Origin of the sequence: Dyella sp., assembly GCF_051954575.1 — a bacterium.
Taxonomy (GTDB): domain Bacteria; phylum Pseudomonadota; class Gammaproteobacteria; order Xanthomonadales; family Rhodanobacteraceae; genus Dyella_B.
Genome location: NZ_JBQCHP010000179.1, coordinates 40,620 through 62,195, shown reverse-complemented (window position 1 = coordinate 62,195; position 21,576 = coordinate 40,620). Strand labels below are relative to the sequence as shown.

The window sequence follows — 21,576 nt, the reverse complement described above, 5'->3', positions numbered from 1 at the left end:
TCATCGCTTTCGTTTTGCTCTTTTTTCCAAGCGGTATTTATAAGCTTAATCGCGAGGTTGGCTCCTCACCCCAACCCTCTCCCCGAAGGGGGAAGGGAGATGAAGAGCTCACGGCTCCCCGCGCAGGCGCACATCCCCCGGCAGCATGTCGGTGCGCCCTTCGCGCGCCTCGTGCTGGGCTTCGAAGAATCGCTGGATCTGCTGGCACACGCTCATGGTGTTCTCGCGCGCGATGGCCGAGACCAGGAACCACGGCTGCGTCCAGCCGAGGCGCTTGACGATGTCCTCGGCCACCGCCTGGCGTTCGTCCTGCGGCAGCACGTCGGCCTTGTTGAGCACCAGCCAGCGTGGACGTTGCAGCAGTTCGGGATCGAACTTCTCCAGTTCGTGCTCGATCGCGTGCACCTGCTCCACCACGTCGCTGCCGTCGATCGGGGCGATATCCACCAAGTGCAGCAACAGGCGCGTGCGCGCCACGTGGCGCAGGAACTGGATGCCCAGGCCGTGGCCTTCCGCGGCGCCTTCGATCAGGCCGGGGATGTCGGCGATCACGAAGCTCTGGTCGGTACCCAGGCTCACCACGCCCAGGTTGGGATGCAAGGTGGTGAAGGGGTAATCGGCCACGCGCGGCGTCGCAGCGGATACAGCGCGGATGAAGGTGGATTTGCCGGCGTTGGGGAAACCAAGCAGGCCCACATCCGCCAGCAGCTTCAGCTCCAGCTTCAGCTCGCGCACCTCGCCGAGTGTGCCGGGCGTGGATTTGCGTGGCGCGCGGTTGACCGAGCTCTTGAAGTGGATATTGCCCAGACCACCCTTGCCGCCCTGCGCCACCAAGAGGCGCTGGCCGTGCGTGGTGAGGTCTCCGATGATTTCGTCCGTGTCGACATTGGTGACGACGGTGCCGACCGGCACGCGGATGGTGGTGTCCGTGCCGCCCTTGCCATACATATCGCTGCCCATGCCGTTCTCGCCGCGCTGCGCCTTGAAGCTGCGCTGGTGGCGGAAATCGATCAGGGTGTTCAGGCCTTCATCGGCCACCAGCCACACCGAGCCGCCGGTGCCGCCGTCGCCGCCGTCCGGGCCGCCGAACGGGATGAATTTTTCGCGACGGAAGCTGATGCAGCCGTTGCCGCCGTCTCCGGCGTGGACTTTGATGATCGCTTCGTCGACGAATTTCATGGGTGGGACCGGGAGTCGTTAATCGGAAATCGTACCCTCAGGGCCGCCATCCCCGCGAAAGCGGGAATGACGACTTCTGGGAACGGGAAGCGGCGATTGATGATTGACGATTCCCGCCTATAAAACAAAAGCCCCGCCGGAGCGGGGCCTTCGTTGCAACATGAGGCCCTGATTAGGCCTTGACCACGTTGACGAACTTGCGGTTGTCCGCGCCGCGGGTCTTGAACTCGACCACGCCGTCCACCAAAGCGAACAGGGTGTGGTCGCGGCCCAGGCCAACGCCGGTGCCGGCATGGAACTTGGTACCACGCTGGCGGACGATGATGTTGCCGGCTTCGATGGCCTGGCCACCGTAGATCTTCACGCCGAGGTATTTCGGGTTCGAATCGCGACCGTTGCGGGATGAACCTACGCCTTTTTTATGTGCCATGACTGATTACTCCAGAATTGGCGGATCAGGCGTTGATGCCCGTGATCTCGACTTCGGTAAAGTGCTGACGATGTCCCTGCTGCTTCTTGTGGTGCTTGCGGCGGCGGAACTTGATGATGCGGACCTTGTCGGCGCGGCCATGCTTGCGCACGGTGGCGGTGACGGTGGCGCCGGACACGATCGGGGCGCCGACGGTGATGGTTTCGCCGGAACCGACCAGCAGCACCTGGTCGAAATTCACGCTGGCGCCTTCTTCGGCGTTCAAGAGTTCCACGCGCAGGACGTCGCCCTGCTGGACGCGGTATTGCTTGCCGCCGGTCTTGATGACTGCATAACTCATGGGAATGGCCCTTCTGTCGTTATTCTCTTGGGTTCGTCGCGGCCCATACGGGCGCGGCGAACTGCGGATTTTAGCGACGGAGGCTGCCGCTGGTCAATCACTGACCAGCTATCGGGCTTCCGGGGTCGGGCATCCCGATGTTGGGGTTGGCACCCCAACCTACGGGCTGGTGCCGGGGCAGCGGCCCTGGCCGTCCAGTTTGCCCTCTTTCTGCAGCGCGGCGAACATGTCGGAGGTGCGCTGGCGGCCCCACTGCTGGCCGCTCTGGGCGGCCTCGGCCATGGTGGCCGGCATCTGGGCGACCAGTTTCTGGCCCAGCGCGGATTTGTAGAACTTGATCAGGCCTTCCACCTCGTCGGCGGTGAAATGGTGCTGATAGGCCGGAATCATCGCCGTAAGCAGTTGTTCCTGGCCGCTCTTGTCGATGTAGTTCTTCCAGTAGTCGGCCGAGACGCAGGGCAGCTGCTGGCTCATCATGGTGGCCATCTGGTTGTTCATCACGGTGAACTGGCCGGGCACGTTCATGACCTGCATCAGCTCCCGCACCTGCGCCTCGGAGGGCGCCGCGGCCCAGGCGGAGCCGGCCGCCAGCGCTGCGCATACACCCAAGCCCATCACCCATTTTCCAGCCATATGCAGCCTCCGCGTCGCGCGCCCGGGAACGTAAGCGGGCGAGCATAGTCGCCTGTCTGGCTGCTGCCTAGACGGCCTGGCGGGACAATTCAACGCTCGCCACGAAACCCGCTGGGGTACGCTGCGCCAACCCAGACTAGGGACTGCTGACATCACGCTGTCAGCAGGGTTGGCTCGCTGTCATACGGTCTGCCCCGGGCCACTTGTTATAGTGCGCGGTCCCCCAAATAGTCAGGCGTGATGGACACCATACGCATCCGCGGCGCGCGCACGCACAACCTCAAGAACGTCGACCTGGACCTGCCCCGCGATCGACTGATCGTGATCACCGGGCTGTCCGGCTCGGGCAAGTCCTCGCTGGCGTTCGACACCATCTATGCCGAAGGCCAGCGGCGCTATGTCGAATCGCTGTCGGCCTATGCGCGGCAGTTCCTGTCGATGATGGAAAAGCCGGACGTGGACCATATCGAGGGCCTGTCGCCGGCCATCTCGATCGAGCAGAAATCCACCTCGCACAACCCGCGCTCCACCGTGGGCACCATCACCGAGGTCTACGACTACCTGCGCCTGCTCTACGCCCGCGTAGGCACGCCGCGCTGCCCGGACCACGGCATTGCGCTGGAGGCGCAGACGGTGAGCCAGATGGTGGACAGCACCCTGGCGCTGAATCCGGAAAAACGCTTCATGCTGCTGGCGCCGGTGATCCGCGAGCGCAAGGGCGAGCACGTGCAGGTGTTCGAACAACTGCGCGCGCAGGGCTTCGTGCGCGCCCGCGTGGATGGCGTGGTGCATGACCTGGACGCCGTGCCGCCGCTCACCCTGCGCCAGAAGCACACCATCGAGGCGGTGATCGACCGCTTCCGCCCGCGCGACGACATCAAGCAGCGCCTGGCCGAATCGTTCGAGACCGCGCTGCGCCTGGGCGATGGCCTGGCCATCGTGGTCGACATGGACGATGCCAAAGCGAGCGAACAGCTGTTCTCCTCGCGCTATTCCTGCCCGGTGTGCGACTACTCGCTGCCGGAACTGGAACCGCGCCTGTTCTCGTTCAACTCGCCGGTGGGCGCCTGCCCGAGCTGCGACGGCCTGGGCGTCACGCAGGTATTCTCGCCCGAGCGCGTGGTGCATCACCCGGAACTGTCGCTGGCCAATGGCGCGATCCGTGGCTGGGATCGCCGCAATGCACACTATTTCCAACTGATCCTGTCGCTGGCCAAACATTACGGCTTCGATGTGGATACGCCGTGGCAGAAGCTGTCCAAGACTGTGCAGCAGGCCGTGCTGTTCGGCAGCGGCAAGGAAAAGATCACCTTCAAGTACCTCACCGAACGTGGCGGCAAGGTCACGCGCGAACACGCGTTCGAAGGCATCCTGCCGAACCTGGAGCGCCGCTACAAGGAAACCGAATCGCCCGCCGTGCGCGAGGAACTGGCCAAGTACATCAGCGACCAGCCCTGCCGCGAATGCGAAGGCCAGCGCCTGAACCGTTCGGCGCGCAATGTGTTCGTGGCCGATCATTCCCTGCCCTCGCTCACTGCGCGCTCCATCGACGACTCCCTAGCGTTCTTCGAAACCCTGAAGCTCACCGGCTGGCGCGGCGAGATCGCGGTGAAGATCGTCAAGGAAATCCGCGAGCGCCTGAGCTTCCTCAACGACGTGGGCCTCAACTACCTCACCCTCGATCGCCAGGCCGACTCGCTGTCCGGCGGCGAAGCGCAGCGCATTCGCCTGGCGTCGCAGATCGGTGCCGGCCTGGTCGGCGTGATGTATGTGCTGGATGAGCCTTCGATCGGCCTGCACCAGCGCGACAACGAACGCCTGCTCGGCACGCTCACGCGCCTGCGCGACCTGGGCAATACGGTGATCGTGGTCGAACACGACGAAGATGCGATCCGCGCCGCCGACCATGTGCTCGATATCGGCCCCGGCGCCGGCGTGCATGGTGGCGAAGTGGTCGCGCAAGGTTCGCTGAAAGACATCCTCGCCTCGCCGCGCTCGGTCACCGGCCAATACTTGTCCGGCAAGCGCGCCATCAAGGTGCCGGAAGAACGCCGCGAGCAGTTGGACAAGGACTCCTGGCTGCATCTGCGTGGCGCCAGCGGCAACAATTTGAAGAACGTGGATCTGTCGATTCCGGCCGGTTTGTTCACCTGCATCACCGGCGTATCGGGCTCGGGCAAGTCCACGCTGATCAACGACACACTGTTCGCACTCGCCGCCGCCGAATTGAACGGTTCGAGCATCCAGCCCGCGCCGTACAAGACGGTGGAGAATCTGGAGCTGTTCGACAAGGTCGTCGATATCGACCAGTCGCCGATCGGCCGCACGCCGCGTTCGAATCCCGCCACCTATACCGGCCTGTTCACGCCATTGCGCGAACTGTTCGCGCAGGTGCCCGAAGCGCGTTCGCGCGGCTACACGCCCGGCCGCTTCAGCTTCAACGTGCGCGGCGGACGCTGCGAGGCCTGCGAAGGCGACGGCATGATCAAGGTGGAAATGCATTTCCTGCCGGACGTGTACGTACCGTGCGATGTCTGCCACGGCAAGCGCTACAACCGCGAGACGCTGGAGATTCTCTACAAGGGCCACACGATTGCCGACGTGCTCGACATGACGGTGGAAGACGCCGCCCGGTTGTTCGAGAACGTGCCGGTGATCGCACGTAAAGTCGATACGTTGCGCTCCGTGGGCCTGGACTACATCAAGCTCGGCCAGAGCGCGACCACGCTGTCCGGCGGCGAAGCGCAGCGCGTGAAACTGTCGAAGGAATTGTCCAAGCGCGAAACCGGCCGCACGCTGTATATCCTTGATGAGCCCACCACCGGCCTGCACTTCCACGATATCGAGCAACTGCTGGACGTGCTGCATCAGCTGGTCGACCAGGGCAACACGGTGGTGGTGATCGAACACAACCTCGACGTAATCAAGACCGCCGACTGGATCGTCGATCTCGGCCCCGAAGGCGGCGCGGGTGGCGGACGCATCCTGGTGACCGGTACGCCGGAAACCGTTGCGGCGACGGTGGGCTCGCATACCGGCCGCTTCCTCGCCACGCATCTGAAGCCCGCGAAAGCGCCGCGCCTCAAGCTCGAAAGCGACAACGGCAAGGCCAAACCCAAACGCAAAGTGGCTTCATGACGAACGACTCCTCTGCGACGCCCACACCGCTGTACACCGCCGCCATCAGCGTGCGTTGGCGCGATCTGGACGCGTTCAACCACGTCAACAATTCGACCTATCTCACTTACCTGGAAGAAGCGCGCGTGCAATGGCTGCAACGCTTGCCGGGTTCGTGGTCGGACGACCATGCGATGCCAGTGATGGCGGCCAGCACGCTCAACTATCGCCTGCCGATCGAATGGCCGGGCGAAGTGCACATTCAGTTGTATTGCGCGCGGCTGGGAAATAGTTCGATGACGGTCGCGCATCGCATCATCGATGCCGCCGACCACAACAAGCTTTACTGCGACGGTAACGTGGTGATGGTGTGGATGGATCCGGCGAGCGGCAAATCCGTGCCATTGCCGCAGGCGCTGCGCGACGCTGCATCGTAGGTTGGGGTGCGAACCCCAACGAGAGTTTCCCCAACCCGAGGAGTCACGCACATGGAAATCCAGCCTTACCTGTTTTTCGACGGACGCTGTGAAGAAGCCATCGCCTTCTACCGCGATGCGCTCGGCGCGCAGGAACTGATGAAGGTGCGCTTCAAGGATGCGCCCGCCAGCCAGGATTACCAGACCGCACCCGAGCTGGCCGACAAGATCATGCATGCCACGCTGGTGGTTGGCAGCGCGCACCTGTTGATGTCCGACGGCCAGGCCGGCGACGGCGAACTGAAGCATTCCGGCTTCAGCCTCTCGGTCTCCGCGAGTGACGTTGCCTCCGGCGAAAAATATTTCAATGCGCTGGCCAAAGATGGCCAGGTCACCATGCCGTTCCAGAAAACCTTCTGGACCGACGGCTTCGGCATGCTGGTGGACAAGTTCGGCGTGCCGTGGATGGTCAACGTGCAGCATGAAGGTGCATAACGCCTCGGCGTAAGACCTCATGTACTTGTTCACGCAACAAGCCACAAAAAAAGCCTGAAGCTTCGTCCTGGCGAAAAACGGGCTCAGCGGCTTGAAGATTCTCAAAGTCACCAGGCCCCGGCCTTCCCGGGGCCTTCGCTGAACAACTCCCTCCCTACTGCTCAGCCAGCGCAGCCTTTCACGAGATCTAGGACAAACTCGGACTAGTCCTACTACTCGTTCGATATAAATAGGCCACGGCCGACTGATCTAAGTACCCGTAATTCCTAATATTTCCTCATCACGAACGATCTGATGAGGAGCCACCATGCACGCGGGAACTCGTACTAATCCGACCTCAAGGAAAAGCGCTTTCGTCCGTAACCTGATCGCAGTTGCCCTGGCGGAGGCCATCTTGATGGGCTCGGCGATGGCCACCGGCAGCGATGCAAAAAACATACGGGCGGCAGACAACTCTAACGTCACAGCGACTCACGACACCAGCAGCGCCGGCGGCAACAACGCAAGCGATGCACTGTCGCACGCCACCACGTCGTTGTTGGCGATGGGCTCGGCGCAACGCAACGCCATCGGCACCATGGATGCTTCCGGAGACCAGTTTGCCGCCGATGGCGTGACGGGCGTCAACAATGCATCGCTCAACAGCACGAGTGTGCCGGATGCGACCGCGCTGGCTACAGGCGTGATGTCGAACGCCAACGGTGGCAACACGGTTGCGATGGGCCTGCGTGCTGCGGCCCTATCCGACAACTCCGTCGCGCTGGGCAGCAATGCCACGACGGGCGCCGATCAGCCCTATTCCGTAGCGGTAGGCTCCGACGCCAATACCGGCGGCACGCAAGCCGTTGCCCTGGGTTCCCATGTCGTGGCGAACGCGGATAACGCACTGGCTGTTGGCAACAACAACACCTGGGCTGTTGGCCAGGGCTCGATCGCAATGGGCAGCAGCGCCAAGGTCAACAGCGGCGCCAGCAACTCCGTGGCCATGGGCACCAACGCAAACGTGGCCCGAAACGTCAGCAACGCCATGGCGCTGGGCGCCAATACCAGCGTGGCCACGAATGCCACCGGCGGCGTCGCCTTGGGCGCCGGTTCCAAAGTTGCCGCGGGCGCCTACGGCAGCATCGCGTTGGGCGCCAGCTCCGTCGCCGATCGCGCCAACGTGCTGTCGATCGGCTCCATCGGTGCGGAGCGTCAGATCATCAATGTCGCAGCGGGTACGCGGCTCACGGATGCGGTGAACGTGAGCCAGCTCAAAGGCGTTACCGACGCCTTGGGTGCCGGCGCCGGCATCGGGTCGGATGGCAGCATCACGCAGCCTTCGTTCCTGGTGGATGGCAACCGTTATTCCACCGTCGAGCAGGCCATTCAGGCCGCCGCCTCATCGGGGGCGACCGATCCGCTGGCAGTGAGGTATGACCTCAATAGTGATGGCTCCGCCAACTACGGTTCGGTGACGCTGGGTGGCCCGGCGGCAGCGCCGGTGATCCTGACCAACGTCGCGGATGGCAAAAACCAATATGACGCCGTGAACTTCGGTCAGCTCAGTACGCTGCAAGGCCAGGTCGACAACTTGAACCAGACCGTCACCAACATCGGCGACCGCGTCACCAGCATCGAGAACAATGGTGGTGGTGGTGATACGGGTGGCGGCTCGTGGGACTACGACGCCCAGGGCAACAAGATCACCAACGTCGGCGACGGTGCCGTGAACGCAGGCAGCAAGGATGCCGTCAACGGTTCGCAGCTGGCCGCTACGGCACAGAGCGCTGCTGACGCACTGGGTGGCGGCGCCACGCTCAACGCGGACGGCACGATCAGCACGCCGACTTACACCGTGGGTGGCCAGCAGGTTCGTGGCGTCGAAGGTGCGGTCAATCAGCTCGACCGTCGTATCGATGGCCTGCAGGGCCAGGTCGATGGATTGCAGGGCCAGCTCAGCAACACCGCACGCGCGGCTTATTCCGGCATTGCAGGGGTTACGGCGTTGACGATGATCCCAGGTGTCGACGCCGGCAAGACCTACTCGATCGGCGCCGGCGTGGGCAGCTACAAGGGTTACACCTCCGCAGCGCTGGGCGGTGAAGCCCGCATCAACCAGAACTGGAAAGTTCGTGCGGGTGTGGGCCTGTCCAGCAGCGGCAACACCGTGGGCGTGGGCGCTTCGTTCCAGTGGTAGCGAACCGCTCCCTCCCCCACTGGCAGGAGAGGGAGCTCAATCAAGCAAGCCAGATGATCCTCAATGTTGCGTTGCTTCAAAGCCTGGCCTCCGCCAGGCTTTTTTTTGCACGCATCACTGCGCCGTCGGACGCGCGGCCAGTTGACTACGCAACGACTGGATCTCGGCCATCATCGCCGCCATTGCCTCCTGCAATTGCGCAACGTTCACCGCATCCGTCGGTTCCGTACCTGCCGAGACGTGAATGATCTGCCGCGTACCGACGCTGCCGCCGCCAATGGAGATCGCGTTGCCGCGGTCCGCCACCGCGCCATGACCCAGCGCAACGCTACCGATCGCGCCCGCCACCACGCTCGCTTCCGTGCCCAATGCCAGCGCATCGTTGGCATTCTTCGCCACCATGGCGCTACGCCCGATGGCGATGCTGTTGTCGCCATGCACGGTCACGCCATCACCCATCGCGACAGCACTGTTGCCGATCGCAAAGGTCCGGTTGCTGCCGACCGCTACCGCATACTCGCCATTGGCACGCACTTCGGTGCCGACCGCCACGGCGCTGCGGGCGTTGGTCTGCACATCCGAACCCATCGCCACGGAGTAATCGTGATCGGCACCGGTCTGCGCCTGGTACCCCAGCGCCACCGAGTAATCCGACCCGGCCAGGTTGTGCAAACCTACCGCGAGCGCGTTGGTGCCGCTGGCGATGGAGAACGTACCGATCGCCGCGGCCGTCGCATCCTGCGGATCGCCGCCATCCAGCGACGCCACGTTGTTGCCGCTGCGCCCATCGACGGCCGCCACCGGATCGCTGGCGTCGTTCACGCCGTTCGCTCTGGCGGCGAGCGCTTCCAGCGCCCTGCGCACGGCAAACAACTGGCCACCATTCACGGCATCGGTACTGCCCGCGCTGACATTGCCATCATTGACATTGATGATCCGCCGCTCGCGGCCGATGCTGCCGATCGATACCACCTCATCCCGTTCGTTGGCCAGGGAGTTGTAGCCAAGCGCCACCGAGTTCACGCTCACCGCACGCGCACCTGTGCCAACGGCCACCCCCGCATTTCCCGTGGCACTGGAACCGGAGCCAATGGAGACCGCGTTGACGCCATTGGCCTGGGCCGCTGCGCCAGTCGAATTGACCTTGATGTATTTCAGGTCGATCGCGCCGTTGGTCAATTCGCTCTTGAGGTTGTTCAAGCCCGAAGTCAGCTGCGCCACGTTGACGCCGTCGGTGTTGGCGGTGCCGGTCGCGATGTTGTGCAAGGGAATCGGAGTGATTGCGCCCGTGCCGCCCAAGGTCACGCCGTTCTTGGACGCGTTGTCGTAGGTGACGGCCAGTGATTGGCCGGTAGCCGGGTCGAGCAGGCCGCTGTTGTCCAGGGTGTCCTTCAGCTCATCGATGGATTGGGCGACGGTATACAGCTGCGCGCCGTTCACCACGTCGGTGCTGGTGGCCGACAGCATGCCTGCCTCCACATTCGAGATCGCCACGGGCGTACCGGCCGTACCGAGCGTAATGGTCGTCTTCGATGCATCCGCGTAGGTCACCGCCAGCGATTCGCCGGTGGCCGGATCTAGCACGCCGCTGTTGTCCAGCGCATCGGCCAGGTCATTGATCGCCTGATTCGTTGCGAACAGCTGCGAACCATTCACCGCCGCCGTGCTCGACGCAGACAGTATCGCCGCATTGACGTTCGACACCGTCACTGGCGTTCCGGCCGTACCTAGTGCGATATCTGCTTTCGATGCGTCGGCATACGTCACCGCCAGCGATTCACCGGTGACCGGATCGAGTACGCCACTGTTGTCCAGCGCATCGGCCAGATCAGTGATCGCCTGGTTCGTTGCGAACAGCTGCGAGCCATTTACCGCCGCCGTGCTCGACGCAGACAGCGTCACCGCATTGACGTTCGACACCGTCACCGGCGTTCCGGCTGCACCTAGCGTGATATCTGCTTTCGATGCATCGGCATACGTCACCGCCAGCGATTCACCAGTGACCGGATCGAGTACGCCGCCCTTGTCCAGCGCATCGGCCAGATCATCGATCGCCTGGTTCGTTGCGAACAGCTGCGAACCGTTCACCGCCGCCGTGCTCGACGCAGACAGCGTCACTGCATTGACGTTCGACACCGTCACCGGCGTTCCGGCCGTACCCAGCGCGATATCCGTCTTTGATGTATTGGCGTACGTCACCGCCAGCGATTCACCCGTGCCTGGATCGAAGACGCCGCTGTTGTTGAACGCATCCGTCAAATCGCCGATCGCCTGATTCGTCGCATTCAGCTGCGAACCGTTCACCGCATCCGTGCTCGTGTCCGATACCGCACCCGGCGCCACATTCGACACCTGCACCATCACGCTTGCGTTCGCTCCGCCCAAGGTCACCTTGCTTTGCGAGGCGCTGTCGTAGGTCACCGCTGCAATGGCGCGCCCGGTATCCGGATCCACCAGCCCCGCGTCGGCCAATTCACCTTTGACCACATCGTACAGGTTGCCCAGTGCGCTACCCACGTTGCTCGCCGTTGTAGTGCCGATCACGTACAGCGGCGCCGTGACGGTGCCATTTGGATTTACTGCGGCACCACCGCCCAGGCCCGTCGCGATGCTTTGCGCCGTGCCGAACAGTTGCGAACCATTGATCGCATCCGTGCTGGTGATGACCACGCTGCCTGCGCGCAGGTTGGTCAACAAGGTGCCGTTGGCGCCACCCAGCGTAACCGTGTCCTTGGTTGCGCCGTCGTACGCCACGGCGTTGGGATCGGTCCCGGCCATGCTTACCACGGCCGCGATCGCGGCGCCCACGTTGGCATAGGCGGTACCGTCGACCGTATAGGACGGTGGCACGATGCTGCCGTCCGCACCGATGGAGGCGCCACCACCGAGTGCGCTCGTCACGCCCTGCAACTGGCTCACGTTCACCGCATCCGTGCCCTGCGTGCCCATCGACAGGTTGATGATTTGCCGGGTGATCGTCGCACTACCCAGCGACACCGCCGTGCCGCGATTGGCCACCGCGCCTTGCCCCAGCGCCACGCCGCCGTTGGCGCCGGCGCTTACGCTGGCGCCCGTACCCAAGGCGATCGCATCGTTCAATCGGGTGGCCACACTCGCGCCCGTGCCCACCGCGATACAACTGGTCGCATTGGCGGCCACCGCGGCGCTCTTGCCGATCGCGATGCCGCTGTCGCCCCGCTCCTTCGCACCGTCGCCGATCGCAATCGAGCTTACGCCCAGTGCCCAGGTGTTGTTGGTGCCGACCGCCAAGGCGTAGTCCTTGTTGGCCTGGACGTTGGCGCCCAGGGCGACGGCCTGCGCACCGTTGACCTGGGCATTGGACCCGACCGTCACCGCATAAGGCATATCCGTACCGATCGTGCTGTTGCTGCCGATCGCTACCGCGTTGTCCGACAGCGCCACCGCACTCAAGCCGAACGACACCGTATCGGTGCCGGAGGCGCTGGAGGTCACGCCGAACGCCAGGGCGGTAGAGAGCGAAGGATCACCACCATTGAGCGAGGCGGAGTTGTCCCCGGTCACGCCTTCGATCGCATAGATGGGATTGTCGACATCCAGGACGCCCGCACGAGAAGTCGCAAGCGCATTCAAAGCGCCGAACAGTTGCGAGCCATTGATGGCATCGGTGCTGTCGGCGCTCACGTCACCCGCATCCACGTTGACAATCCGGCGCTCGTTGCCGGGGCTGCCGACCGAGACCGTGCGCGCTGCACTCGCCTGGGAATTGCTGCCCAGCGCCACCGAGTTGGCGCCCGTGGCACGCGCGCCGGTGCCGATCGCCACCGTCCCCGTGTCGCTGGCACTGGACGCGGAGCCGATCGCCACCGAGTTGGTGCCGTTGGCCTGCGCATTGCCGCCGGTCGCGCGGACCTTGACGTAGGCGAGCGTGTTGCTCAGCTCGCTGCGCAGCCCTGCCACTGCACCGGTCATCTGCGCCACGTTGACCGCATCCGTATCGGCCAGGCCGGTGCCGACATTCATGACCTCCACCGGCGTGTTGAGGTTACCGAGGAAGATCGTGTTCTTCGCGCCGCTGCTGTAGGTCACCGCCAGCGACGTGCCTGTACCCGGATCGATCAGGCCACTGCCGGTCAGGGCGTTTTCCAGCACACCCACTTGCTGGTTCGTGCTGTCCAGTTGTGCGCCGGTCACTGCTTCCGTACTGGTCGGCGAAAGATCACCCGCGGCGACGTTGACGAGCTTGCGTTCCGCGCCGGGCGTGCCGAACGAAACGGTATTGGCCACATCAGCCGTGGTGTTCGCACCGAGCGCCACCGAATTGTTGCCGGTCGCGACCGCACCGCTGCCCAGGCTGATGGCATCGATCCCGTTCGCGACGGCGTCCGCACCCGTACTGTTGACGGCCAGATACGGCGTATTCGCGCCACTGTCACTCACTGCCTGATCCAGTGCCCCTAGCGCCGCTTCAAGGCTGGTCTGCACGCCGCCGTTGGCAAGCGTGTAGGTGGGGCCGGTCACCACGCCGGTCACCGGATCGATCGCCGCGCCGCCACCGAGCGCCGTCACCATCGGCTGCAACTGGCTCACGCTCACCGCATCGTCCGCCTCCACACCCGCTTGCAGATTGACCAAGCGGCGCTTCAAGCCGGCCGGTTTGTTGCCCAGCGAGACGGTCAACACCGTATCGGCCAGGCTGTCGCTGCCGAGCGCCACCGCATGCGCGGCCGACGCGCGCGCCCGTACGCCCACCGCCAGCGAACCTTCGATCGTTGCAAGCGTCGCCGAGCCGATGGCGACGGAGTCTGGCGCCGCGGCATTCGCATCGACGCCGTCGGAATTGACCTTCACGTACTTGAGGTTGCCGGTGAGCTCGCCGCGCAGCGCGTCCGCCGTACTGGTCAACTGGCTGAGGTTCACCGCGTCGCTGGGCGTCGTGGCGACGGCGACGTTCGTGACTTTCACTGGCCGCCCGCTGTTGCCCAGCGTAATCGTGTCCTTGGTGGCGGTGTTGTAAGTCACCGCCAACGTGTCCCCGGTATCTGGATCAATCACGCCGCCATGGCTGAGGGCATCACTCAGCTCGATGATCTGCTGATTGGTTGCATCGAGCTGCGCGCCGGTCACGGCATCGGTGCTGGTTGCAGAAACATCACCGGCCAGCACGTTGACGATCTTGCGCTCGCTGCCGCGCGTGCCTACCGAAACCGTATTGGCCGCATCCGCCCGCGCATTCGCACCAAGCGCTACGGAATTATTGCCCGCCGCGGCGGCGCCGCTGCCCAGGGCCATGGCGTCGCTTCCGCTGGCCGCGGCAGCCGGTCCCGTGCTGTTCACCGCAAAATACTTGTCGTTCTGGCCGCCGGCGTTGCTCACGGCATCATCCAGCGCCTTCAGCGCACCACCAAGCGTGGTCTGCGTGCCGCCATTGGCAAGCGTGTACGTAGGGCCGGTCACGGCGCCAGTGTCCGGGTCGATCGCAGCGTTACCGCCGAACGCGGTCACCAGAGGTTGCAACTGGCCGATGTTGACCGCTTCGTAGGTCGACAATCCGGGATCCATGTTGACGATTCGATGCCGCAATCCCGTGGATTTGTTGCCGATGGAGACGGTGCCGACCTCATCAGCCAGCGCATTGACACCCAACGCCACGGAACTGCCCTGCGCCAAGACGCGCGCACCATTGCCCAGCGCAACACTGTTGCTCGGCCCGGTGTAGCTGCCGCCACCAATGGCCGTCGAGGCATCGCCGTAAGCCGTGGCGCCATCGCCCAAGACCACGGACCCCACACCGGTGGTATTGGGAACGCTGCTGTCGGCATCGATCTTGGCATTACGCCCGATCGCGATCGCACCGGCTCCCACGTTGTTGATGACCGCATTCGAACCGATCGCGATGTTGCCCGTTCCGTTGCTGGCCAAACCGGTATTGGATTTGGCGTTGTAGCCGATGACGATCGTGTTGTCGCCGACCGCTTGAGCGGCCCTGCCCATACCCACCGAATCGCTTCCGAGTGCGGAAGCGCCGTTGCCTAATGCCAGCGCATTGGTTGCGGCGGCATTTGCGCTCACCCCCATCGCGGTTGCCGAGGCGCCGAGAGCTTTGCTTCCGTTTCCCACCGCGACACCACTTGCTGCGTTTGTGGCCAGGCCCAGGATCGCCACCGCGTTGGCGGATCCCGATACGCCACCATTCTTGTCGGGCGCAACCACGAACGATCCGGCCGAGCCCGAATCCACCGTCATGCCATGAGAGCCGAGTGCAACCACGTTGTCCGCATTGACGGTGACCTGCGAGCCGACGGCGACGCTGAACTTACCAGTGGCGTTCGCATTAACGCCAATAGCGACGGAATTAGAGCCGTTAGCAACGGCACGGGAGCCCAACGCTGTGGCCTCGAGGCCGCTTGCGTTCGACTGCAAGCCTACAGCCGTGCTGTATGTCCCGGCTGCCCTCGTCAATGTGCCGATGGCGGTGCCGTTATAACCGGCGAGGGTATTGCCGCCAAGCGCAACGGCAGATTGTGCATTCGCGTTGGCATTCGCTCCTAGCGCCGTTCCACTCTCGCCGGCCACGGCATCCCGATCGGCACCGTAATTGCCCGACCTGATGGCGATATAAGTGGCAAGAATTTGATTATCCATCACTCCGGTCGTCGGACTCTTCACACCCACCGGGGTCCCGGCGGCACGCCGGCCGTTACCTCGCTGCCACGCCTCCTGGCCCACCGCCGTTTGCGCAAGCGTCGCGGCTATTTTCTTTGCCAACGTGGCCTGCAATCCGCTTGAAACATTGCGAGCTGTCGACTGGCCATGACCATTGGAGTGACCGTTACCGTTGTGCTTTTTCATGACGACGCATCCTTTCTGCAATGAAGAGTGGGAGAGGTTTAGGTCACGCGGCTACGTGCCATCCCGTTTCACATCGGCATGCCAACTTTCATGAAACCATCACGCCTTCGGCATCCGGCATCGCAACGCGCGTGTTTGCTGCTGATCTCGAAAAGGTTCGGGCAGGATTGCTTCAGCGCGCCTCGTTGAAGCGCTATCTCCGGCTGAAGCAATGAAGCGGTCGATTGATAGACTTCCTCCTTGAAGTAACTGTGAGGCGCACATTGCCGTCGGCGCGGCAACGCGGGCAAAGATTCACTGAAACTCGCAGCCGCCTGGTGGAAGGCGGCGATGGCCACACTGGAACGGTTAGCGGACAACCAAACGCGGCACAAAGATGGAAAGCGCGTGAAAAATGGCACGGCACCCGATAATGTTGCGTGAAGATCGCGGCAAACGATGATCAATCGGATGTGCACGGCATCCCAGTTCACGTGCCGGCTTTTTTTCTTCAACACGATGCGTGGATGCGATTGCGGTTGTGCAGCGGCGGCCGGAGAATACGCGCTCGTCTGACGCCGTCCACTGCAGGGATCCGCGTACTCGTGAAGCACCGCCCCGACGAACAAATGCCGGCATTGCGCCGCGCCATGCCGCGCGATGCGAAGGTCGTTGCGTCATGAATGCCGGATCCGGCCATCATCTGCCGGGTGACAAGCCAGCCCTACGGGTGCTGGTGGTGGATGACCATCCCATCGGCCGCCTGCTTCTGCAAGGGCAATTGAAATCGCTCGGCTATGACGTCGAACTTGCCGAGGAAGGCAATGCCGCCCTGCAACGCTTTGCCGAAGCGCACTACGACGTGGTCATGACCGACCTCAATATGCCGGTCATGGACGGCTGCACGCTTGCGCGTAGCTTGCGCTCGCAAGGAGTGGCTGTTCCCATCCTTGCATTCACCGCCACGGCCAACGATGCCGAGCGCAAAGGCTGCGCCGCGGCGGGTATCGATGCGCTGTTCACCAAGCCATTGTCGATCGAGGCCGTGGACGCTACGGTGCGCCGGCTGATTGGAAGGACCGCCACGCCCGATCGGCTCGCGGCCAAATCCAATGACCTGACTCACGGGCCGCTGCCGGCGAAGGTCCATACCCTGTTGCAGCAAGGCTTTCACCAATCCATGCAAGCGATCGAGGAAGCGCTGGGCAAGGGTGATATGCAGGTCGTGCGCGATCACCTGCATTCGCTGCGCGGATCGTTTGCGATGATTGGCGAGACGGAAACGGCCGATAGGCTTGGACAGATGGAAGAGCAGGCTGTCGCTAGTAGCCGGGAAGCGCTGCGATCAGCCATGCGTGGATTTGCCGAGCACGCCTTGTCCGTGTTGAGACGACGCTCAGCCACATAGGTTGGGGTGCAAACCCTGACGTATCCCACGTTTTTGCTCGATGATTTCAATAAAATCAGCGAGCTATACACCTTGCACATGATCTTCCAGATTACTGGGCCGTCAGTCCCGCTTTCGCGGGAATGACGGCATTTCGGGCACATATGCACCAAACGAAAAAACGTCGGGATATATCAGGGTTTGCACCCCAACCTACGTGCGAATCGGCAATAAGCCGCGTTCGCTCGCGATCCGATAAAGATCCAGTTCCGAACCCGCGCCCAGCTTGCCCATCAGGCTCGCGCGATGGATGTAGACGGTCTTCTGCCCGATTCCCAGCTCCGCCGCCACCTGCTTCGGCGCGCGGCCGGCGGCCAGCAGCAGGAATACCTCGTGTTCGCGCGCGGTAAGCCGGTCGATCGGGTCGAGTGTGTCGTTCGGCCTTGCCGCGCGGCGCTGACGCAGGTCGGAGCTCAGGAATTCCTCGCCGTGCATCACCGCGCGCAGGCCCGCCACCAGTTCTTCCGGCGCGACACCTTTGGTGACGTAACCGCTCGCGCCGCGCCGCAAGGCTTCCGATACGTAGGGTTCGCCATCGTGCATGCTCAGCACCACGATGCGCGTGCCGGTGGACACGCTGCGCAGATGTTCGATCAGCGGCAGACCGCTGCCGTCAGGTAGCGACAGGTCGAGCGCGACCAAGTCCGGTTGGTAATGGCTGATGGCTTCCACCGCGTCATCGGCATTGCGGCATTCGGCCACGACCTCGAGGTCCGGCTCCATTTCGATAAGCCGTTTGAACCCCTCGCGGACGATGGCGTGATCGTCGACCAGAACAATGCTGTGCATAAGGCGCACTGTATCCGACGTCGGCCTGGATGCAATCCCGTTTCCTACCGGGGGCATCACGGGCCGACCACCGCCCGCTAACATCCGCGCATGCGCCTGAAACTTTCCTTCCTGAAGTCGCCCCCGTTCGCCGGCCTGGGTTATGGCGTGCTGTGGGGCTTGCTGTGGCCCACCTCGCAGCCGGACTGGACCTTGCAGTTCGGCCTGCGCTTCGGCGTGCTGCTGCTGTCGCCGTTTCGCTACTGGCCATGGCTGATCGGCGCGGAGCTGGTCGCCGCGCTGTCCATTGAATATTGGTATGGCTACACGCTGGACTGGCACACCTTCGTGTTTGGCGACCTGCCGCTGCCGATAATGGTGGCGCTGTGCTTAGGGCTGCTGCGGCGGGCGAACCTGCGGCCAAGCATGCGCGACCCGGAAGAAGTCTCGCGCCTGCTGCTCTCGGCCGGCTTCACCGGCGTGGCCGCCACGGCCACCGACGCGGCAACCATGGCCTTGCTGCACGAGCTGCCATCGACTGGTTTGCTGGAAGGTTTGGGCAACGAAATCCTCGGCTACTACGTCGGCCTGCTGTTGCTGGTGCCGCCGCTGATCATGTTGTGGCGTGCGCGACCGTCGAAACAGGAGATGTCCGAGCTCTTGATGGACGCTCTGCTGGTGATGCTGCCGGCACTGATCATTCTGTTGATCCTTACCGAGCAGGCGGCGCCGCAACGCGAGTTCGCGCGCATCCTGTCGCTGGCGCCGGTGCTGTTCTTCGCCTTCCGCCATGGCTGGCGCGGCGCCAGCCTGTCGATGCTGGTCTCCAGCGCGGGCATGGCGCTGGTCGATCGCGTCTTTACGCATGTGGTGCCGACCGCGTCTTCGCACATGTTCCTGGCCGTGGCCGGCACCGGCGCGCTGATGCTGGGTTCGGCCACGGATGCGCTCCGGCGCAGCAGCGCGCGCATGGCGGAGCAGAATGTGTATCTGGCCGCGGTCAACCGCCGTCTCGATCACCTCGCCCGCCAGCTACGCGACGCCGCACGCGGCAACCTGCAAACCGAAGAAAACCAGCGCCGCCACATGGCGGCCGAGCTGCACGACGAACTGGGCCAGAACCTCACCGCCATCCAGACCCACGTGAAGCTGGCGCAGAACCGCCTGAAACAGGCTGGCCTGGAAGACATTGGCACTTCCATCAACGACATCCTGGCCCACATGCGCCGCGCGCTGCATCGGGTGATGGATGACCTACGCCCGGCCGTACTGGATGAGTTCGGCCTGATGCGCGCGCTGGACGAAGGCCCGATCCGCGACCTGCTCGCCACCGCCGGCATGATCTATCACACGGAACTGCACGGCGACCCGCGCATGCTGGAGGAAGACATCCGCACCGCCATCTACCGCCTGGCCCAGGAAAGCGCCACCAACGCCGTGAAGCACGCCCAGGCCACCGAATTCCGGTTGCGCCTGCGCATCGGCGAGCGGGCGGGCGTGGCGCTGGCGCTGGTGGATATCCGCGACAACGGCGTGGGCCTGCCCGAACGCGTACCGCGCGGCGGCCGGGGCCTGCAGGGCATGCGCGACCGCGTGACCTCGCTGGGCGGGCTGTTCCGCCTACGCCCCGACAGCCAGGGCGTTCACCTGCGTATTTTGCTGCGCAGCAACATCCCCACGCGCGAATCTAGTGACTTGTGACACTGTAACTAGGAAATTTTCCAATACCAGCTCCGTAAAAGCTTCGTTAGGATCAATCCCATCGATGTGGGGGAGCCGCCGTCGAGAGACGGCGAGCACGAGTCATCCGTGGGGACGGAGGACTCGAAGAGTGGCAGGACGCCACTCCGCCGGAGTCTGGACATTTGCAGGTATTCGCGAGCAATTCCGATACCACGCACGTCAAGAGACAACGGTAAGCCGCTGGGCGGACAGGAGTCCTCCCGCGGCTTTTTTTATGCCTGCCTTCCAGAAAGCCCCGTGGGCTTGGACACCGATCCCGACATAGCGCAAGTGCGGAGATGGCAATGCTGGGATTGGCATCCCAGCCTATGTGCTTATTTGCGCTTATTCCCCATCGGCTTCACATACAGCACCAGGCTGTGGTCCTGGATCTCATAGCCGTGCTTGGCCGCAATCTCGCGCTGCAGGCGCTCGATCTCTTCGCTGACGAACTCGATCACTTTCCCGCTGTCCACATCGATCATGTGATCGTGGTGTTGGCCGCGGTCCAGTTCGTATACCGCCTGCCCGCCCTCGAAATTATGTTTGCTGAGGATGCCGGCGGCCTCGAACTGGGTCAGCACCCGGTACACCGTAGCCAGGCCGATATCTTCCTGATGAGCCAGCAGCTTCTTGTAGACGTCCTCGGCGGTGAGGTGCCGGGTGCCGTCTTCCTCGAAGATCTGGAGAATGCGCATCCGGGGGTGCGTGACCTTCAGCCCGGCTTTACGGAGTTCTTGAGTTTCCTGCTCCATCGCAAGCTCCCGGTACACGGTCAAATCGAGCCATAGTGTATCATCGACACCTTCACGATCCGGACGCACTACGAATGCAAAAGCTGATTCGCACGCTGGGCTACGCCACGCTGGCTCTCTCCCTGGCCGGCTGTCATCTCGTGTATACCCCCGACGTAGCCCAGGGCAATCTGTTCGACAAGACCATCGACAAGAACCTTGCCGATCAGCTCAAGCCGGGTCTTACCAAGCGTCAGGTGCTGGTGCTGCTGGGCACGCCTTCGGTGTCCACGCCGTTCAACCAGAACCGCTGGGATTACGTCTCTACCTATTCGCATCGTGGCGAGAAGATGAAGACCAACGCCATGAGTCTTTACTTCAACAACGACGTGCTGGTGCGCACCGAAGGCAACCTGTACTTCCAGGATGCGCAGAAGCTGGTGCAGCAGAGCAACAAGTACAAGACCAAATACGACGTCAACGACACCTCCGGCGACAAGGCCCCCGGCTCCAGCTCGGGCGGCGACAACGGTGGCGGTGGTGGCGACAACGGCGGCGGTGGCGGTTCGAACTGATCGCCCTGCCCGCTTCACCTGGCGCGTCGGCGTCGGGCGTCTTTCGGATCGAGCGTGAGCGGCCGGTAGATTTCCACCCGGTCGCCATCGTGCAGCAGGTCGTCCGCCGCCACGCGGCGGGAGAAAATACCCAAGCGTGACGGATCGAACGCCACTTCGGGCATCTCCCGCAGCAGGCCCGATTGCTCCACCGCCTGGATCACCGTGCTTCCCGCCGGCAAGCTCAGCCGGCGCAGCAGTTGGCGCTGCGGGGTGGCGCAGACCACTTCCACCGCGATGCGCTCAGCCATAGACCTTGTCCGCCTCGCGGCAGAAGTCGTCCACCATGCGGCTGGCCAGCCCTTGAAAACCCAGCTTCAACGCCGCACCGCCCAGGCGGCCGGCATAGTCGAAATCCAGCTCCAGCGCCACCTTGCAGCCGTCGGCGCCGAGCGGGATGAAATCCCAGAAACCTTCCAGGCTGCGGAACGGCCCGTCCACCAGGCTCACCTGCAGGCGGCGCGGATGATCCATGGTGTTGCGGGTGGTGAAGCTGTGGTGGAAGCCGGCGAACTTGAGATCCAGCCGCGCCACCAGCATGTTGTCGCCGCGCTCGATCACCTCAGCACTGGCACACCAGGCGAAGCGCTTTGGGTATGCTTCGACCTCATTGACCAAGTCGAACATTTGCGCCGGCGAATATTTCACCAAGGCACTGCGGCGGATTTGGATCACGGCACCCTCATTACAGG

17 protein-coding genes are annotated in these 21,576 nt (G+C 63.4%); 7 read left to right on the top strand and 10 right to left on the bottom strand.

The window, feature by feature from the left end; translation table 11 throughout:
* Nucleotides 1–108 precede the first annotated feature (108 nt).
* From cgtA to ACTHNE_RS20825, 4 genes are all read right to left on the bottom strand, one after another.
* Nucleotides 109–1,179 carry an Obg family GTPase CgtA gene (gene cgtA, locus ACTHNE_RS20840; RefSeq protein WP_440270214.1) on the bottom strand — a complete coding sequence of 357 codons (1,071 nt, stop codon included), beginning with the start codon at nucleotides 1,177–1,179 and terminating at the stop codon, nucleotides 109–111.
* A gap of 172 nt (nucleotides 1,180–1,351) precedes the next feature.
* Entirely contained in the window at nucleotides 1,352–1,609 is a 258-nt protein-coding gene (rpmA, locus tag ACTHNE_RS20835; protein WP_324947825.1) for a 50S ribosomal protein L27, read from the bottom strand.
* 25 nt (nucleotides 1,610–1,634) lie between these two features.
* Complete coding sequence (rplU, locus tag ACTHNE_RS20830) at nucleotides 1,635–1,949, bottom strand: 50S ribosomal protein L21 (RefSeq protein ID WP_324947827.1); 315 nt, start codon at nucleotides 1,947–1,949, stop codon at nucleotides 1,635–1,637.
* Between the two features lie 159 nt (nucleotides 1,950–2,108).
* The gene (locus ACTHNE_RS20825) at nucleotides 2,109–2,582 is read right to left on the bottom strand and encodes a DUF2059 domain-containing protein (RefSeq protein WP_324947830.1); all 474 of its coding nucleotides are present in this window, start codon (nucleotides 2,580–2,582) and stop codon (nucleotides 2,109–2,111) included.
* A 240-nt stretch (nucleotides 2,583–2,822) separates the two neighbouring features.
* Here ACTHNE_RS20825 and uvrA point away from each other — a divergent pair, with 240 nt between their 5' ends.
* The 4 genes from uvrA to ACTHNE_RS20805 all read left to right on the top strand — a co-directional run bounded on the left by uvrA (nucleotide 2,823) and on the right by ACTHNE_RS20805 (nucleotide 8,789).
* A complete protein-coding gene (gene uvrA, locus ACTHNE_RS20820) occupies nucleotides 2,823–5,720 on the top strand; it encodes an excinuclease ABC subunit UvrA (RefSeq protein ID WP_440270213.1) in 2,898 nt (965 codons plus the stop codon).
* The gene (locus tag ACTHNE_RS20815; RefSeq protein WP_324947834.1) at nucleotides 5,717–6,136 is read left to right on the top strand and encodes an acyl-CoA thioesterase; all 420 of its coding nucleotides are present in this window, start codon (nucleotides 5,717–5,719) and stop codon (nucleotides 6,134–6,136) included. Before uvrA ends, ACTHNE_RS20815 begins: the two co-directional genes overlap by 4 nt.
* Before the next feature lie 51 nt (nucleotides 6,137–6,187).
* Nucleotides 6,188–6,610, top strand: coding sequence for a VOC family metalloprotein YjdN (yjdN, locus tag ACTHNE_RS20810; RefSeq protein ID WP_324947836.1), 423 nt, complete (start codon nucleotides 6,188–6,190; stop codon nucleotides 6,608–6,610).
* A 397-nt stretch (nucleotides 6,611–7,007) separates the two neighbouring features.
* Nucleotides 7,008–8,789 (top strand): YadA-like family protein, encoded by a 1,782-nt coding sequence (locus tag ACTHNE_RS20805; protein WP_324947838.1) that lies wholly within the window; start codon nucleotides 7,008–7,010, stop codon nucleotides 8,787–8,789.
* Between the two features lie 114 nt (nucleotides 8,790–8,903).
* Here ACTHNE_RS20805 and ACTHNE_RS20800 read toward each other — a convergent pair whose 3' ends face one another.
* Complete coding sequence (locus ACTHNE_RS20800) at nucleotides 8,904–15,620, bottom strand: hypothetical protein (protein WP_324947841.1); 6,717 nt, start codon at nucleotides 15,618–15,620, stop codon at nucleotides 8,904–8,906.
* 68 nt (nucleotides 15,621–15,688) lie between these two features.
* Nucleotides 15,689–16,117: a hypothetical protein gene (locus tag ACTHNE_RS20795; RefSeq protein WP_324947843.1), complete on the bottom strand. Its 429-nt coding sequence runs from the start codon at nucleotides 16,115–16,117 to the stop codon at nucleotides 15,689–15,691.
* Nucleotides 16,118–16,122: 5 nt separating this feature from the next.
* Between ACTHNE_RS20795 and ACTHNE_RS20790 the strand changes: the two genes are divergently transcribed.
* On the top strand, nucleotides 16,123–17,007 hold the full coding sequence (locus tag ACTHNE_RS20790) for a response regulator (RefSeq protein ID WP_324947846.1): 885 nt from the start codon (nucleotides 16,123–16,125) through the stop codon (nucleotides 17,005–17,007).
* A 192-nt stretch (nucleotides 17,008–17,199) separates the two neighbouring features.
* Here the strand turns inward: ACTHNE_RS20790 and ACTHNE_RS20785 are convergent, their stop codons facing one another.
* Nucleotides 17,200–17,835: a response regulator transcription factor gene (locus tag ACTHNE_RS20785; RefSeq protein WP_324942298.1), complete on the bottom strand. Its 636-nt coding sequence runs from the start codon at nucleotides 17,833–17,835 to the stop codon at nucleotides 17,200–17,202.
* Between the two features lie 90 nt (nucleotides 17,836–17,925).
* On the opposite strand from ACTHNE_RS20785, the gene ACTHNE_RS20780 reads away from it, so the two are divergent.
* Complete coding sequence (locus tag ACTHNE_RS20780; protein ID WP_324942295.1) at nucleotides 17,926–19,515, top strand: MASE1 domain-containing sensor histidine kinase; 1,590 nt, start codon at nucleotides 17,926–17,928, stop codon at nucleotides 19,513–19,515.
* A gap of 356 nt (nucleotides 19,516–19,871) precedes the next feature.
* Here ACTHNE_RS20780 and fur read toward each other — a convergent pair whose 3' ends face one another.
* Nucleotides 19,872–20,291 (bottom strand): ferric iron uptake transcriptional regulator, encoded by a 420-nt coding sequence (gene fur / locus ACTHNE_RS20775; protein ID WP_440270212.1) that lies wholly within the window; start codon nucleotides 20,289–20,291, stop codon nucleotides 19,872–19,874.
* A gap of 74 nt (nucleotides 20,292–20,365) precedes the next feature.
* Here fur and ACTHNE_RS20770 point away from each other — a divergent pair, with 74 nt between their 5' ends.
* The gene (locus ACTHNE_RS20770; protein WP_440270211.1) at nucleotides 20,366–20,845 is read left to right on the top strand and encodes an outer membrane protein assembly factor BamE; all 480 of its coding nucleotides are present in this window, start codon (nucleotides 20,366–20,368) and stop codon (nucleotides 20,843–20,845) included.
* A 14-nt stretch (nucleotides 20,846–20,859) separates the two neighbouring features.
* On the opposite strand, the gene ACTHNE_RS20765 is transcribed toward ACTHNE_RS20770, so the two are convergent.
* The gene (locus ACTHNE_RS20765; protein WP_440270210.1) at nucleotides 20,860–21,135 is read right to left on the bottom strand and encodes an RnfH family protein; all 276 of its coding nucleotides are present in this window, start codon (nucleotides 21,133–21,135) and stop codon (nucleotides 20,860–20,862) included.
* Entirely contained in the window at nucleotides 21,128–21,559 is a 432-nt protein-coding gene (locus tag ACTHNE_RS20760) for a type II toxin-antitoxin system RatA family toxin (RefSeq protein ID WP_440270209.1), read from the bottom strand. Before ACTHNE_RS20760 ends, ACTHNE_RS20765 begins: the two co-directional genes overlap by 8 nt.
* Nucleotides 21,560–21,576 lie beyond the last annotated feature (17 nt).